11 protein-coding genes are annotated in these 14,426 nt (G+C 70.7%); 8 read left to right on the plus strand and 3 right to left on the minus strand.

Going from position 1 to position 14,426, the window contains the following annotated elements; translation table 11 throughout:
- Positions 1-29: 29 nt before the first annotated feature.
- Both ACPPVO_RS52350 and ACPPVO_RS52355 read right to left on the minus strand, forming a co-directional pair.
- The gene (locus tag ACPPVO_RS52350) at positions 30-905 is read right to left on the minus strand and encodes a carbohydrate ABC transporter permease (RefSeq protein WP_426506813.1); all 876 of its coding nucleotides are present in this window, start codon (positions 903-905) and stop codon (positions 30-32) included.
- On the minus strand, positions 902-2,173 hold the full coding sequence (locus tag ACPPVO_RS52355) for an ABC transporter substrate-binding protein (RefSeq protein ID WP_426506815.1): 1,272 nt from the start codon (positions 2,171-2,173) through the stop codon (positions 902-904). The genes ACPPVO_RS52350 and ACPPVO_RS52355 overlap by 4 nt, the downstream gene beginning before the upstream one ends.
- A gap of 390 nt (positions 2,174-2,563) precedes the next feature.
- Here ACPPVO_RS52355 and ACPPVO_RS52360 point away from each other — a divergent pair, with 390 nt between their 5' ends.
- Genes ACPPVO_RS52360 through galK form a run of 3 tightly spaced genes read left to right on the plus strand, consistent with a single transcriptional unit; the run spans position 2,564 to position 5,570 of the window.
- Positions 2,564-3,343 carry a DeoR/GlpR family DNA-binding transcription regulator gene (locus ACPPVO_RS52360; RefSeq protein ID WP_360370246.1) on the plus strand — a complete coding sequence of 260 codons (780 nt, stop codon included), beginning with the start codon at positions 2,564-2,566 and terminating at the stop codon, positions 3,341-3,343.
- 20 nt (positions 3,344-3,363) lie between these two features.
- Positions 3,364-4,452: a galactose-1-phosphate uridylyltransferase gene (galT, locus tag ACPPVO_RS52365; protein ID WP_426506817.1), complete on the plus strand. Its 1,089-nt coding sequence runs from the start codon at positions 3,364-3,366 to the stop codon at positions 4,450-4,452.
- On the plus strand, positions 4,449-5,570 hold the full coding sequence (galK, locus tag ACPPVO_RS52370) for a galactokinase (RefSeq protein WP_426506818.1): 1,122 nt from the start codon (positions 4,449-4,451) through the stop codon (positions 5,568-5,570). Before galT ends, galK begins: the two co-directional genes overlap by 4 nt.
- Here galK and ACPPVO_RS52375 read toward each other — a convergent pair.
- A complete protein-coding gene (locus tag ACPPVO_RS52375) occupies positions 5,567-7,693 on the minus strand; it encodes an NPCBM/NEW2 domain-containing protein (RefSeq protein WP_426506820.1) in 2,127 nt (708 codons plus the stop codon). The genes galK and ACPPVO_RS52375 overlap by 4 nt on opposite strands.
- Positions 7,694-7,948: 255 nt before the next feature.
- Here ACPPVO_RS52375 and ACPPVO_RS52380 point away from each other — a divergent pair, with 255 nt between their 5' ends.
- From ACPPVO_RS52380 to ACPPVO_RS52400, 5 genes are all read left to right on the plus strand, one after another.
- Complete coding sequence (locus tag ACPPVO_RS52380) at positions 7,949-9,037, plus strand: ABC transporter substrate-binding protein (RefSeq protein ID WP_426506821.1); 1,089 nt, start codon at positions 7,949-7,951, stop codon at positions 9,035-9,037.
- Between the two features lie 67 nt (positions 9,038-9,104).
- Entirely contained in the window at positions 9,105-10,610 is a 1,506-nt protein-coding gene (locus tag ACPPVO_RS52385) for a sugar ABC transporter ATP-binding protein (RefSeq protein WP_426506822.1), read from the plus strand.
- Positions 10,607-11,569 (plus strand): ABC transporter permease, encoded by a 963-nt coding sequence (locus tag ACPPVO_RS52390; RefSeq protein ID WP_426506824.1) that lies wholly within the window; start codon positions 10,607-10,609, stop codon positions 11,567-11,569. Before ACPPVO_RS52385 ends, ACPPVO_RS52390 begins: the two co-directional genes overlap by 4 nt.
- A gap of 64 nt (positions 11,570-11,633) precedes the next feature.
- A complete protein-coding gene (locus tag ACPPVO_RS52395) occupies positions 11,634-12,653 on the plus strand; it encodes an ABC transporter permease (RefSeq protein WP_426506826.1) in 1,020 nt (339 codons plus the stop codon).
- Positions 12,654-12,936: 283 nt separating this feature from the next.
- Positions 12,937-14,274 carry a nitric oxide synthase oxygenase gene (locus ACPPVO_RS52400; protein ID WP_426506827.1) on the plus strand — a complete coding sequence of 446 codons (1,338 nt, stop codon included), beginning with the start codon at positions 12,937-12,939 and terminating at the stop codon, positions 14,272-14,274.
- The last annotated feature ends 152 nt before the right edge of the window (positions 14,275-14,426 follow it).

Below are 14,426 nucleotides of genomic sequence, written 5' to 3' on the forward strand. Positions count from 1 at the left end.
GCGTGCGGGTCGCGGGGCCCCTCCTGCTTTCATCGCTCCTCCCGAAGGATGCGCACGAGATAGGTGACGATGAAGCCGAGCGAGATGAGTAGCAGGATCACGGCGATCGCGGAGCCGAAGCCGATGCGGCTCGCCTCGCCGATGATGTTGTCGGTCACGAGCACGGACAGCAGCTCCAGGCCGTTGCGGCCGCGGTTGATGGCGTACACGATGTCGAACGCGCGCAGGCCCTCGATGACGGTGATGACCAGCACGATGATGTTGACCGGGCGCAGGGTCGGGAACGTGACCCGGAAGAACGTCTGGGCCTCGTTGGCCCCGTCCAGGGCCGCGGACTCCTTCAGCGCCGGGTCGACCGCCTTGAGGCCGGCCAGGTACAGGATCATCACGTAGCCGACGTGGCGCCAGCCGACCGCGATGAGCACCGCCCAGATGTTGATGTCCGGGTCGCCGAGGAAGTCGATCGGGTTGCCGGTACGGCCCAGGATGTTGTTCAGGGCGCCGTAGTCGCGCGAGTACACCAGCTGGGCGATGAAGCCGACGATGGCCAGGGACAGCACGACCGGCAGGTACAGCGCGCTCTGGTAGAACCGGCCCAGCCGCAGGTTCTTGTCCAGCAGCACGGCGAAGAACAGGCCCAGCGGGGTGGCGACCAGCCCGAGGAACGCCAGCCAGAGCAGGTTGTGCCGCATCGCCGGCCAGAACGGCGGGTAGACGTTGACGATGGTGTCGTAGTTCTTCCCGCCGACCCACACGGGGTCGGTGACGCCGTTCCAGGACGTGAAGGACAGCCCGGCCGAGGCGATCGTGGGACCCCAGATGAGCGCGAGGTCCAGCACGATCGCCACGCCGAGCACGACCGCGATGACGGCGCGGTCGCCCAAACCGAAGCGCTTGATCTTCACGACGTGAAGATGGTCTTCTTCTGGGCCTCGATGTTCTTCAGGAGGCCGTCGACGTCGTCGGGCTTGTTGATGAAGCTCTGCAGGGCCGGGATCATCACCTGGGAGGCGAAGTCCGGGCGGGTGTCGCGGTCGAGGAACTGCGAGATGTGCTTGGCGCTGCTGATGAGCTGGGCGGACTTCTTCTGCAGCGCGCTGTAGCCCGAGATGTCGGCGGTCTTGTTGGCCGCGACGTTCGTCGGGTTGTTCTTCAGGTAGGCCAGCTCGGCGGGGCCGGTGGCCAGGTACTTCAGCAGCTCCTTGGCCCCGGCGGCGTTCTTGGGCTTGGCCGCCATCATGAACCCGTCGATCGGCGCCTCGACCGAGTCCTGCCCGAACTCCGAGTTGATCTCGGGGAAGGCGAAGAAGTCGAGGTCGTCGAGGTCGGCGCCGGAGAACTGCTCGCCGACGAAGGTGCCGCAGACGTACATGGCGGACTGCTTGTTGAGCAGTGACTGGGCCGCTTCCTGCCAGGTGCGGCCGTTCGCGCCCGGCTGGTGGTACGGCAGCAGCCCCCGCCAGGTGTCGAAGACGGTCTTGACCTTGGCGTCGGTCCAGGTGCCCTTGCCGGCCATGAGGTCGACGTGGAACTGGTAGCCGTTGATGCGCATGTTGAGATAGTCGAAGGTGCCCATCGCCGGCCAGCCGTCCTTGTCGGCGAAGGCGACCGGGACCAGCCCGTCGGTCTTGATCTTCTCGCACAGCGTCTTGAACTCGTCGAGCGTCTTCGGGGCGGTGTAGCCCTTCTGCTGCCAGACGCTCTTGCGGTAGAACACGCCCCAGGGATAGTTGTAGAACGGCAGGAAGTACTGCTTGCCGTCCTCCCCCGTCGAGGCCGCCTTGAGGGCGTCGGAGAAGTTGCCGCCGACCTCGCCCCACACGTCGGAGATGTCGCCGGCGAGGCCCTGCTTGGCGAAGAACTGCATGCGGTAGCCCGCGAACCAGCAGAACACGTCGTCGGGGTTGCCCTGCAGGTACCGGTTGATGTTCTCCTGGAACGAGTTGTGGTCGACGGTGTTGACCTTGACGTTCTTGCCGTTGGTGTAGCCCGAGATGACGTTCGCCATCGCGGTCTTCGGTACGTTGTCGGAGTAGTTGGACCCGAAGGTGACTTCCGAGGTGGCGCTGCCACTGTCGCCGGAGTCGCCGCAAGCGGCGAGCAGTGACGTCGCCGCCACCCCTCCGAACCCGGCCATGGCGCCGCCCAGAACGGTACGACGGGAGAAGTTCATCGCTTCCTCCTCAGCAAGGCACAGAACCAAACGAGAACCTCCAGTACGGCGACAGTCCTCGGATAAAGGGACATTGTCAATGGATCACCGCTCATGGTCAGGTGCAATTTGCCAGGATCGATGGGCGTTTGCCCGGAAAGATCAGCGACACATGTCGGTAACGAAGGGCGGTGCAAGGGGTGTGACGCGGACAGCTGCCTGTTCGAGTTTGTTGACTTCTGGTCGTCTAGGTTCGAAGCTGTACGCCATGCGAGCGGCCGAGGACTTCGACCGGGCCAGCGGGGCGCGCCGACGTATGGGAGTCGTAACGTCTGCGTTGGAACCCGTTGTGGGTCCGGCCACTCGCGCAGCCGTGCACACCCCCGCTGCGCCTGCGAAGGGAACAGCGTGATGCTCGCACAGCAACGGCAGGCGGCCATCCTGGATCTGGTCCGCCGCCACGGTGGCGTGCGCGTGAGCCAGCTGGTCCGCCAGTTCGGCGTCTCCGACATGACCATCCGGCGCGACCTGGAGGCGCTGGCCGACCGCGGCCTGGTCGACAAGGTGCACGGCGGCGCCACGATCGCCGGCCCCGGCTCCACCGAGGAGCCCGGCTTCGACGCCAAGTCGGTGCGCCAGCGCAACGAGAAGGCCTCGATCGCCGAGCGGGCGGCCAAGCTCATCGAGCCGCACACCGCGGTCGCGCTGTCGGCGGGCACCACCACCGCCGCGCTCGCCGCGCACCTCGTCGATGTCCCGGGACTGACCATCGTCACCAACTCGATCCCGGTCGCCGACACCCTTTACCACGCCGGGCGCCCGGACCAGACGGTCGTGCTCACCGGCGGGATCCGCACCCCCTCGGACGCCCTCGCCGGCCCGGTCGCCGAGGCCGCGATCGGCTCGCTCAACGTCGACGTGCTGTTCCTCGGCGTGCACGGGATGAGCCCGCGGACCGGCTTCACCACCCCCAACCTGATGGAGGCCGGCACCAACCGCCTGCTCGTCGCGGCCGCGCGCCGGCTCGTGGTGCTGGCCGACCACACGAAGTGGGAGATGGTGGGCATCGCGACAATCACGCCGCTGGATGAGGCGGACATCCTCATCACCGACGTCGGGCTGGCCGCGGAGGCGCGGGTACAGCTCGCCGAGCGCGTCGGTGAGCTCATCGTCGTGGACCCGAACGGTTAGCCCAGGACCCTGGAGAACGAGTGAAGCGCACGGTCACCCACCTCGCCGACGGCCGGGAGCTCATCTACTTCGATGAGCGCGACGACGCGTCCCGGGACGCCGTCGACCTACGGGATCTGCCGCCACCACCGCCGGCGTCGGAGATGCGGTACGACCCGATCCTCGACGAGTGGGTCGCCATCGCCGCGCACCGTCAGGCCCGCACGTTCCTGCCGCCGACCGACCAGTGCCCGCTGTGCCCGTCGACGCCCGAGCGGCACAGCGAGATCCCCGCGTCGGAGTACGACGTGGTGGTCTTCGAGAACCGCTTCCCGTCGTTCAGCCACCGCGTCGGGCCGGCCCAGGGCGACATCCTGCCCGGGCTCGTGCCGACCCGCCCGGCCGCCGGGCGCTGCGAGGTGGTCTGCTTCACCTCCGACCACAACGCCTCGTTCGCCTCGCTGACGCCCGACCGGGTGCGCACGGTGATGGAGGCGTGGGCCGACCGCACCGCCGACCTGTCCACCCGCGACGACGTCGAGCAGGTCTTCTGCTTCGAGAACCGCGGCGAGGAGATCGGGGTCACGCTCTTCCACCCGCACGGGCAGATCTACGCGTACCCCTTCGTCACCCCCCGCACCCGCCGCATGCTGCGCTCGGCCCGCGAGCACCGCGAGCGCAGCGGCGGGTCGCACAACCTCTTCGCCGACGTGCTGGCCGCCGAGCGCGCGGCCGGGACGCGGATCGTGGCCGGCAACGAGCTGTGGACCGCGTTCGTGCCGGCGACGGCCCGCTGGCCCTTCGAGGTCCACCTGTACCCCAACCGCCAGGTCGCCGACATCCCGGCCCTGAGCACCGAGGAGCGCGACGCGTTCGGCCCGCTGTACCTGGAGGTGCTGCGCCGCCTCGACGGGATGTTCGGTCTCGCCATGCCCTACATCGCGGCCTGGCACCAGGCCCCGGTGCGCGTCGCGCGCGACCTGGCCTACCTGCACCTGCAGCTGTTCAGCACGCGGCGGGCGCCGGGCAAGCTCAAGTACCTGGCCGGCTCCGAGTCGGCGATGGGCGTGTTCGTCAACGACGTGCGGCCCGAGCAGGCCGCCCAGATGCTGCGGGAGGTTGCGCTGTGAGCACCGCGCTGGAACGGCTCCCCGAGGGCCCCTGGGACGCCGTGTGGGCCAGCCCGGGGCGGGTGAACCTCATCGGCGAGCACACCGACTACAACGACGGCTTCGTGCTGCCCTTCGCCCTGCCGCACCTGACCGTGGTCGGCGGCCGCCGGGAGGGCTCGCCGCGCTGGACGGTCGCGTCGGAGCAGACCGGCGAGTCGGTCACGTTCGGCCCGGACGAGAAGGTCGAGGGCTGGGCGTCGTACGTCGCCGGGATCGTGTGGGCGCTGCGCGAGGCCGGCCACGATGTCCCGGGTGCGTCCCTGGCCGTCGCGTCCGATGTCCCGTTCGGGGCCGGGCTGTCGTCGTCGGCGGCGCTGGAGTGCGCGGTGATGGCGGTGCTGCTGGACCTCGCCGGGCTCGACGTGCCCATGGCGGTGCGGCCGCGGCTGGCCCAGCGGGCCGAGAACGAGTACGTGGGCGCGCCGACCGGCATCATGGACCAGTCGGCCTCGACGCTGTGCCGCGCGGGCCACGCGCTGTTCCTGGACTGCCGGTCCCTCGCGACCGAGCAGGTGCCGTTCGACCTCGCCGCGCAGGGGCTCGCGATCCTGGTGGTGGACAGCAAGGCGCCGCACGCACACGTGACGAGCGAGTACGCGGCCCGGCGGCGCAGCTGCGAGGAGGCCGCGAAGATCCTCGACGTGGCGGCGCTGCGCGACGTGGAGCCGGACGGCCTCGACGCCGCGCTGGCGCGCCTCGACGACGAGGTGATGCGCAAGCGGGTCCGGCACGTGGTGACCGAGGACCAGCGCGTGCTCGACACCGTGGCGGCGCTGCGCGCCGGGGACGCCCGCGCGATCGGGCCGCTGATGACCGCCTCGCACGAGTCCATGCGCGACGACTACGAGATCACCGTGCCCGAGGTCGACACCGTGGTGACGGCGGCGCTCGCCGCGGGCGCGTACGGGGCCCGGATGACCGGGGGCGGGTTCGGCGGGTGCGTGCTCGCGCTCGTCGACGCGGACCGGTGCGCGGCGGTGGAGGCGGCGGTGCGGGAGGCGTTCACCCAAGCCGGCTTCACGCCCCCCGACGCCTTCGTGGTCACCCCGGCGGAGGGGACCCACCGAATCGGTTAGCAGACCAGCCGGGCGTCCGCCCAGTCGGCGTGGTCGTAGTCGATGCTGCCCGCGCCCCCGACGACGAGGCGCAGGCCGGCCCGGCCGGACACGTCGACGTCGATCGCCACGGGAGCGGCGGCGGTGACCGTCGGGCTGGTGTACAGCGTCGTGCCGTCGCCGAGCACCGAGAACGTCACGCCCGTCGAGCTCGTGCCCACCTCGGCGTCCAGGCCGGCCACGGCCGTGAACCGGGTGCAGCCCGACGACGGGACGGTGATGTCGGACGCCGCGTGGGCGCCGACGCCCTTCGGGTAGGAGACGCCGCCGACGGTCAGGACGCTGCCGTCCGCGGCCGCCTGCTCGCCGTTGGACATGTCACGCTCGGCCGGGCCCCAGCCGTTGGTCGCGGTGCCACTTGACGAATCCCATGTGCGGTCGCTGACGAACGAACCGGCGCCGGGGGTACCGCAGACCAGGGTCGGGCTCCCCCAGTCCGCGTGGTCGCTCGTGATGCCGTTCGTGCGCGCGTCCGTGACCCGCAGCTCCAGGCTCAGGTAGCCGCCGGTGGAGACGGTCAGGCGGGTGGGCGCCTGGCCGCCGGTCTTCACGCCGGAGTACCCCAGCAGCCGGCCGTCGCCGTAGACCGCGAAGCGCACGGAGCCCGCGGTGCCGGACTCGGCGTCGACGCCGACCTGGGCGGTGAAGGTGCGGCAGGCCCGGCCCAGGTACACGTGGATGGCCGCGTCCGCGTGGACGCCGACGCCCTTGGCGAACGTCGTCCCGCCGACGGTCAGCGTCCTGCCGTCGCCGGCCGCCTGCTCGCCGTTGGAGCGGTCGCGCTCGGCCGGGCCCCAGCCGTTGCTCGACGCGGCCCAGGTCATGTCGCTCACCTGGTACGTCCCGGCCGCCGGGGCCCCGGCCAGGGTGCCGGCCCGGGTGACCCGGAACATCGCGACGCCGTGCGAGGGCACCGACGCGCTCAGCGCCCCGGTGGTGGTGCCGGTCGCGCCGGTCCAGAGGTTCTTCGTGGCGTACGAGCTCGAGCCGGTGAGCCCGAGCGCGGCCGCGGTGGTGGCGACGGTCGCGGTGGCGGCGCCGCGGTTGAACAGCACCACGGCGACCGAGCCGTCGCTCATCGGCTTGGCCCAGACCTCCTGCTCGCCCGCGTCCGCGATCCGCCGGCCCTGGGACCCGGCCCAGTCCCGGTTCACCGCGATGACGTCGGCGTTGCGCAGGATGCCCAGCGTCGTCGCGCTCACCGAGCGCAGGTCGTTGCCGAGCAGCAGCGGCGCGGACAGCAGCGACCAGAGCGAGAAGTGGGCGACGTTCTCGTCCTGGGTCAGCGAGCCGTTGCCGACCTCGAGCATGTCGGGGTCGTTGAAGTACCCCTTGCGCGCGAACGGCTCCAGCCCGGCCTGCTGGTCCAGGAGCGAGGTGATGCTGCCCCAGCTGGCGTTGATGTCGCCCGTGGTGCGCCAGGAACTGCCCCCGACGTTCGGGCCGAAGACCCAGGGCTGGTCGTCGCCCCAGTTGCACAGGCTGTAGACGATCGCCCGCCCGGTCGCCTTGAGCGCGTCGCCCATGGCCTTGTAGCGGTCGAGGGCGGGCCGGCCCTGGTTGTTGCAGTTGTCGTACTTGAGCAGGTCCACGCCCCAGGAGGCCCACGTCTGGGCGTCGGTGGCCTCGTGGTCGAGGCTCGCCGGCAGGCCCTGGCAGGTGGCGGTGCCGGCCGAGGAGTAGATGCCGAGCTTGAGGCCGCGGGCGTGCACGTAGGTCGCGATGGCCGCGATGCCGCCCGGGAAGCGCACCGGGTCGGGCTGCAGGCGGCCCTGGGCGTCCCGGGTGCCCGCCATCCAGCAGTCGTCGATGTCGACGTAGGTGTACCCGGAGTCGCGCAGGCCGGAGCTGACCATGGCGTCGGCGGTCGCCTTGATCAGGTTCTCGTCGATGTTGCAGCCGAACCGGTTCCAGCTGTTCCAGCCCATGACGGGGGCGGTGAGCGGACCTGGTTGGGGTGTTGCGGTCGCGGTGGCGGGCGACGCGCCGGTAACAACGAGCGGGATGGATGCGGTAAGGGCCAGTCCGAGGGTCGTGACGGCGGCGGTCAGGGCGCGGTGCAGCGCCCCGAGAGGTCGGATCATCGCAGCTCCCAGGCGGTACTCGATCGAATATGTTGAATGTTGTTGTACGCCGCTCAACACCGTCGCACAAGGTCCGTCATCGATGTCGGTCCGGCATCGCCCAGGTCTCGGCCATGTGACAGTTGGTGTTTGGTTTTGGGCGAGTGGGTGGAAACTCTTGACAGAAAAAGTTGGAGGATGAGTGAATGCGATACACCTCGATGAGGTTCCGCACAGACACCCCCGTCGACCCCTCGCTCAAGGGAGTGACACACCATGATCGATATGCGTGGCCGCTGGCGGCCCGCCCTGGCCGTGCTCAGCGCCGCGGCCCTGCTGATGTCCGGCTGCGCGAAGTCCGAGGACGACAACGCCGGGTCCGGCACGTCGGCGAACGCATCCGCCGCCGCGCAGGCCACCAAGTCGGCCGACACCGCGGGCGCGACCTGCACGCTGCAGCAGTTCGGCGGCACCAAGATCGACCTCAAGACCGCTCAGGTCGGCTTCTCCCAGTCGGAGAAGGAGGCGAACCCGTTCCGCATCGCCGAGACCCAGTCCATCAAGGACGAGGCGAAGAAGCTGGGCATCCCCGAGGCCAACCTCAAGGCGACAAACGCCGACTCGAACTTCAACAAGCAGATCACCGACGTGAGCACCCTGATCGACCAGGGCGTGCAGCTGCTGATCGTGGCCCCGCTCAACTCGGACGGCTGGGACTCGGTGTTCGCCAAGGCCGCGGCGAAGAAGGTCCCGATCGTCACGATCGACCGGAAGATCAACGCGAAGAGCTGCACCAACTACCTGACCTTCATCGGGTCGGACTTCGCGGAGCAGGGCAAGCGGGCCGCCGACAAGATGGCCAAGGCCCTGAACAACACCGGCACGGTCGCGATCCTGCTCGGCGCCCCCGGCAACAACGTCACCACGCTGCGCACCAGCGGTTTCAAGGACGAGATCGCCAAGGTCGCCCCGGGCATCAAGGTCGTCTTCGAGCAGACCGGCAACTTCTCCCGTGAGGACGGCCAGAAGACGGCCGAGCAGCTGCTGCAGGCCAACCCGAACGTCAACGGCATCTACGCCGAGAACGACGAGATGGCCCTCGGCGCGGTGACCGCCCTCAAGGGCGCCAGCAAGAAGGCCGGCGACGTCAAGATCGTGACGATCGACGGCACCAAGGGCGCCGTGCAGGGCATCGTCGACGGCTGGATCTACTCGGTCATCGAGTCCAACCCGCGCTTCGGCCCGCTGGCCTTCTCCACCGCCACCAAGTTCTTCAACGGCGAGGCGATCCCGGAGAACATCATCATCTCCGACCGCGAGTACGACTCGACCAACGCGTCCTCGGACATCGGTCAGTCCTACTAGACCCTCGAACCCCGGCCCGCGAACGGTGTCGTTCGCGGGCCGGGGTCGACGCGCGGAAAGAGGCAGCATGTCTTTGTTGGAAGTCGTCGGGGTCAGCAAGCAGTTCCCGGGCGTGCGTGCGCTCGACGACGTCTCGTTCACGCTGCGCGCGGGCGAGGTGCACGCGCTCGTCGGGGAGAACGGCGCCGGCAAGTCGACCCTGATCAAGGTCCTCACCGGCGTGTACAGCCCGGACGGCGGCGAGGTCCGCTACCAGGGCGAGCCCGTCTCCTTCGGCGGCCCGCTCGACGCCCAGGCCGCCGGGATCTCCACCATCTACCAGGAGGTCAACCTCGTCCCGCAGATGAGCGTGGCGCGCAACCTCTTCCTCACCCGGGAGCCGCGCAACCGCCTCGGCCTGGTCGACGTGGCCCGGATGAACCGCGAGGCGGCCGAGATCCTCTCCGGCTTCGGCATCACCTCCGACGTGCGCCGCCCGCTGGGCCGCCTGCCGCTGGGCGCGCAGCAGATGGTGGCGCTGGCCCGGGCGGTCATGGTCGACGCCAAGGTCGTCGTGATGGACGAGCCGACCTCCTCGCTCGAGCCCCGCGAGGTGGAGACGCTCTTCGGCGTCATCCACCAGCTGCACGAGCGCGGCGTCGGCATCATCTACGTGAGCCACCGCCTCGACGAGCTGTACCGCATCTGCGACAGCGTCACGATCCTGCGCGACGGCCGGCTGGTCCACGCGGGCAAGCTGGCCGGCCTCGAGCGCGTCGAGCTCGTCTCGCACATGCTCGGCCGCCCGGTCTCGGCCGGGCGCGCGTTCACCAGCTTCGCCGGCGAGCACGACGCCGCCGGCGGCCCCCCGGTGCTCAAGGCCACCGACCTCGTCAGCCGCCACCGGCTCGCCGGGGTCAGCTTCGAGGTCCGGCCCGGCGAGGTGGTCGGGCTCGGGGGCCTGCTCGGCGCCGGGCGCAGCGAGACCATCAAGGCCGTGGCCGGCGCCCTGCCGCTGGACAGCGGGGCCGTCGAGGTCGACGGCAGGCCGCTGCGCCGCCCGACCCCGGTCAGCGCCCTGAAGGCCGGCATCGCCGTGCAGCCCGAGGACCGCAAGGCCGAGGGCGTCGCGCTGGGGCTGTCGGTGCGGGAGAACATCGCGCTCGCGGTACTGCCGCGGCTGTCCACCGCGGGCGTGGTCTCCGAGCGGAAGATCGACGAGATCGTGGACACCTTCATGCGGCGGCTGCGGATCAAGGCCTCCAGCCCGCACCAGCGGGTCGGCGACCTCTCCGGCGGCAACCAGCAGAAGGTGCTGCTGGCCCGGCTGCTGGCCACCGGGCCCAAGGTGCTGCTGCTGGACGAGCCGACCCGCGGCATCGACGTGGGCGCGAAGGCCGAGGTTCAGGCGCTCATCGACGAGCTCGCCGCCGAGGGCCTCGGCGTGGTGCTGGTGTCCTCGGACGCCGAGGAGCTCATCGAGGGCTCCGACCGGGTGGTGGTGCTGCGGGACGGCGCCGTGGTGGGAATGCTGCGCGGCGACGAAGTGACGACGGAGCAACTGATGAACGTGATCGCGGTGGCCGCGTCATGAGCGACACGACCGCAGTGAACAAGATCGACCTTTCCCGCTGGCGGCGGCTGCTGCCGGTGTACGGCGTGTACGTGGCCCTGCTCGTGCTGGTGCTGTTCAACGTCGTGTACACCGACAACTTCCTCGAGTGGTCGAACCTGCGCATCCAGCTCGTCCAGGTCACCCCGGTGGTGATCGTGGCGCTGGGCATGGCGCTGGTCATCGGCACCGAGGGCATCGACCTGTCGGTCGGGTCCGTGATGGCCCTCGGGGCGGCGATCATCCCGCTGTACCTCGGCTACGGCCCGGTCGCCGCGATCGTCCTCGCGCTCGTCGGCGGGCTGGTCATCGGCCTGGTCAACGGCGGCCTGGTCGCCTTCGTCGGCCTCCAGCCGATCGTGGCGACGCTGGCGATGCTGGTGGCCGGCCGGGGCATCGCGCTGGTGCTGTCCAGCGGGCGCTACAAGGACATCCACGACAAGAACTTCATCGAGATCGGCACGGGGCAGTTCTTCTACGTGCCGTACACCGTCTGGATCGCCGCCGTGCTGGCCATCGTCGTCGGCTTCGTGGTGCGCCGGACGGTCTTCGGCCGGCGGCTGCTGGCCGTCGGCGACAACCGCCCGGCCGCGGTGCTCGCCGGCGTGCCGGTGCGGCGGGTGCTGGTGACGGTGTACGTCATCAGCGCGGTCCTCGCCTCGGTGGCCGGCGTCATCCAGGTCTCCCGAATCGGCTCGGCCGACGCGTCGCGGATCGGCCTGCTGATCGAGCTCTCGGCGATCACCGCCGTGGTCGTCGGCGGCACCCCGCTGACCGGCGGCAAGGTGCGCGTGCTCGGCACCGTGGCCGGCGCGCTGCTCATGCAGCTGCTGACCGCGACGATGATCGCCAACAACCTGCGCGACTCGACCGCGCAGATGGTGCAGGCGGTCATCATCCTGGTGGCGGTGTACGCCGCCCGCGAGCGGAGGACCCGATGACCCCGGCGGCCGGCCACGCCGTGGTCGCTCCAGCAGCACAAACGCTCCGCGAACGGAGGACCCGATGAGCAGCCCGACCGTGGTGACTCCCCCGGCCAAGGCGGCCCGGGCCGAGGCGGCCTCGATGCGCACCGAGCGGATCGTCGAGCTCGTCCAGCGCCAGGGCGCGCTCGCCGTGCTCGTCCTCGTGATCGTCGTCGGCGTCGTCATCTGGGACAGCTTCCGCACCTTCGACAACCTCGGCACGGTGCTCATCTCGACCGCGCCGCCGGCGCTGATCGCGCTGGGCATGACCTTCGTGATCATCAGCGGCGGCATCGACCTGTCCGTCGGGTCGCTGTACGTGCTGGGCGGCGTGCTGGCCGCCTGGGCCTCGCAGTACGGCACCTGGGCCGCCTTCGCGCTGCCGCTGGCCGCGTGCGGGCTGTTCGGGCTCGTGCAGGGGCTGATTATCGCCTACGCGCGGCTGGCGCCCTTCATCGTGACGCTCGCCGGGCTGCTCGGGGCCCGCGGGCTGATGCTCGCCCTGTCCGGCGAGGGGGCCGACACCTACCTCGTGAAGACCGACTCCTTCAAGCACTTCGGGACGGGCGAGCTCGCCGGCATCGGCTACCCGGTCTACCTCGTCGTGGTGCTCTTCGCGGCCGGGATGCTGCTGCTGTACCGCAGCCGCTTCGGCCAGTCCGTCTACGCCATCGGCGGCAGCGAGGACGCGGCCCGCCTGATGGGCGTGCGGATCCGCAGCACGCAGGTGCGGGTGTACGTGCTCTCCGGCGTGCTGGCCGGGCTCGCCGGCGCGATGAACGCGGCCCGCCTCGGCTCCGGCGTCACGGTGCTCGGCACCGGCATGGAGCTCGACGCGATCGCCGCGGTGGTCATCGGCGGCACGCTGCTGACCGGCGGCGCGGGCACCCTCGGCGGCACCATCGCCGGCGTGCTGCTGCTGCAGGTGATCCAGAACCTCATCAACCAGATCGGCACGGTCACGTCGGCCTGGCAGACGGTCATCAGCGGGGCGTTCATCGCGCTGGTGGTCGTGGCCCAGACCTACCTGGCCCGGCTGCGCCGGGTGGCCTCCGGATAGTGGAAACACAGCCGCCGCGAGGCCTGCGTCGTTGAGGGGTCCGATCGGGGAGCGTCGCCGGTACCTTCGGCGGCGCTCCCCGTCGTTTCTGCAACTTGCAATAGCTGACGCTACGACGCCGGCCACACACGTTGTGCGGCTTCGTTCGCCCGGGCGCTTACACGATGTGCTCCTTGCCACGTTGGAGGTAGCGCGTGAGCGGTTCGGAGCGAAGCGGAGAGGCCGCTCACCAGGTGACTCAGCCTGATGAGCGGCGTCACCGTAGCGAAGCGGAGGTGGCGGCGTGACTGTCTGGGACGATCACTGCCCCGTTGACCCGGCGGAGGCCGAGGACTTCCTCGCCCTCTTCCATCACGAGCAGCCCGGCGGCAACGAGCGGGAGCGCATGGCCCGGGTCCGCGACGAGATCGCCGAGACCGGCACCTACGCGCACACGTACGCCGAGCTCGTCTTCGGCGCCCGCGTCGCCTGGCGCAACGCGAGCCGGTGCATCGGCCGGCTCTACTGGCGCAGCCTCGTGGTGCGGGACCTGCGCAAGGTCACCGCCCCCGGCGAGATCGCCGACGAGCTCGTCCGGCACCTGCGCCTGGCCGGGCAGCGCGAGCGGCACGTGATCCGCCCGGTCATCTCGGTCTTCGCGCCGCACCGGCCCGGCACGCGCGCCGTGAGGCTGTGGAACGAGCAGCTCATCCGCTACGCCGGGCACCGCCACGCGGACGGCACCGTGGTCGGCGACCCGCGCTACGTCCAGTTCACCGAGACGCTGCACCAGTACGGCTGGCGCGGCAAGCCCGACAACCCGTTCGACGTGCTGCCGCTGGCGCTCGAGGCCCCCGACGGCTCGGTGAGCCTGCACGAGCTGCCCGAGGACGCGGTGTGGGAGGTGCCGATCGAGCACCCGGAGCTGCGCTGGTTCGCCGAGCTGGGGCTGCGTTGGCACGCCATCCCGGCCATCGCGAACATGCGCATGCACATCGGCGGCGTCGACTACCCGCTCGCCCCGTTCAACGGCTGGTACCTCGGCACCGAGATCGGCGCCCGGAACCTGGCCGACCACGACCGGTACAACCTGCTGCCGGTCGTCGCCGAGCGGCTGGGCCTCGACACGTCGACCGAGCGCTCGCTGTGGAAGGACCGGGCGCTCGTCGAGCTCAACCGCGCGGTGCTGTGGTCCTTCGACCAGGCGGGCGCGCGCATCAGCGACCACCACACCGAGTCGGAGCGCTTCCTGGCCCACATCGCGAGCGAGGAGCGCTGCGGCCGCCCGACCCCGGCCGACTGGTCGTGGGTCGTGCCGCCGATGAGCCCCGCGACGCTCGGCGTCTTCCACCGGTACTACCCCGAGCCCGGCGACCAGGGCCCGGGGTTCTCCCTCGACCCGGACGCCCGCGAGCTCGGCCGCCGCGGGCGCTCGCCGGTCCCGCCGGCGGCCGCGCGCTGCCCGGTGGCCCACGGTGACCGCCCGCCCATGACGCCCGCGGACCGGCACCCGTTGCCCCGCCCGCGCCCGATGCCGGCGCTCATCTCACCGGTCCGTCTCGCGTCGCCGGACGTCGTCGTGCTGGAGGCGCCGGCCCCGGCCCAGCGTCAGGGCTTCTTCAGCCGGTTGCTCGGCCGCTGAGGACCCGCCGCCGGGGCGTCGGCCTAGGGGCTGCATCGAAGTGGGGGTCGGAGCGAGGCGAGGCTCAGGCGTCGGCTGGGGCCGCGCCGGGCGCGCCCCGATACCGGGGTTGTATCGGGGTGTGACCGCTACGGTTCCCGGCGGCGTCTGAG

Source organism: Dactylosporangium sp. McL0621 (assembly GCF_049995355.1).
Classification (GTDB): Bacteria; Actinomycetota; Actinomycetes; order Mycobacteriales; family Micromonosporaceae; genus Dactylosporangium.

Excerpts from the sequence above, each read along its gene's own strand:
- ACPPVO_RS52355 (WP_426506815.1), bottom strand. The coding sequence starts at position 2,173 with ATGAACTTCTCCCGTCGTACCGTTCTGGGCGGCGCCATGGCCGGGTTC.
- ACPPVO_RS52360 (WP_360370246.1), top strand. The coding sequence starts at position 2,564 with ATGCTCGCACAGCAACGGCAGGCGGCCATCCTGGATCTGGTCCGCCGC.
- ACPPVO_RS52375 (WP_426506820.1), bottom strand. The coding sequence starts at position 7,693 with ATGATCCGACCTCTCGGGGCGCTGCACCGCGCCCTGACCGCCGCCGTC.
- ACPPVO_RS52380 (WP_426506821.1), top strand. The coding sequence starts at position 7,949 with ATGATCGATATGCGTGGCCGCTGGCGGCCCGCCCTGGCCGTGCTCAGC.
- ACPPVO_RS52385 (WP_426506822.1), top strand. The coding sequence starts at position 9,105 with ATGTCTTTGTTGGAAGTCGTCGGGGTCAGCAAGCAGTTCCCGGGCGTG.
- ACPPVO_RS52390 (WP_426506824.1), top strand. The coding sequence starts at position 10,607 with ATGAGCGACACGACCGCAGTGAACAAGATCGACCTTTCCCGCTGGCGG.
- ACPPVO_RS52395 (WP_426506826.1), top strand. The coding sequence starts at position 11,634 with ATGAGCAGCCCGACCGTGGTGACTCCCCCGGCCAAGGCGGCCCGGGCC.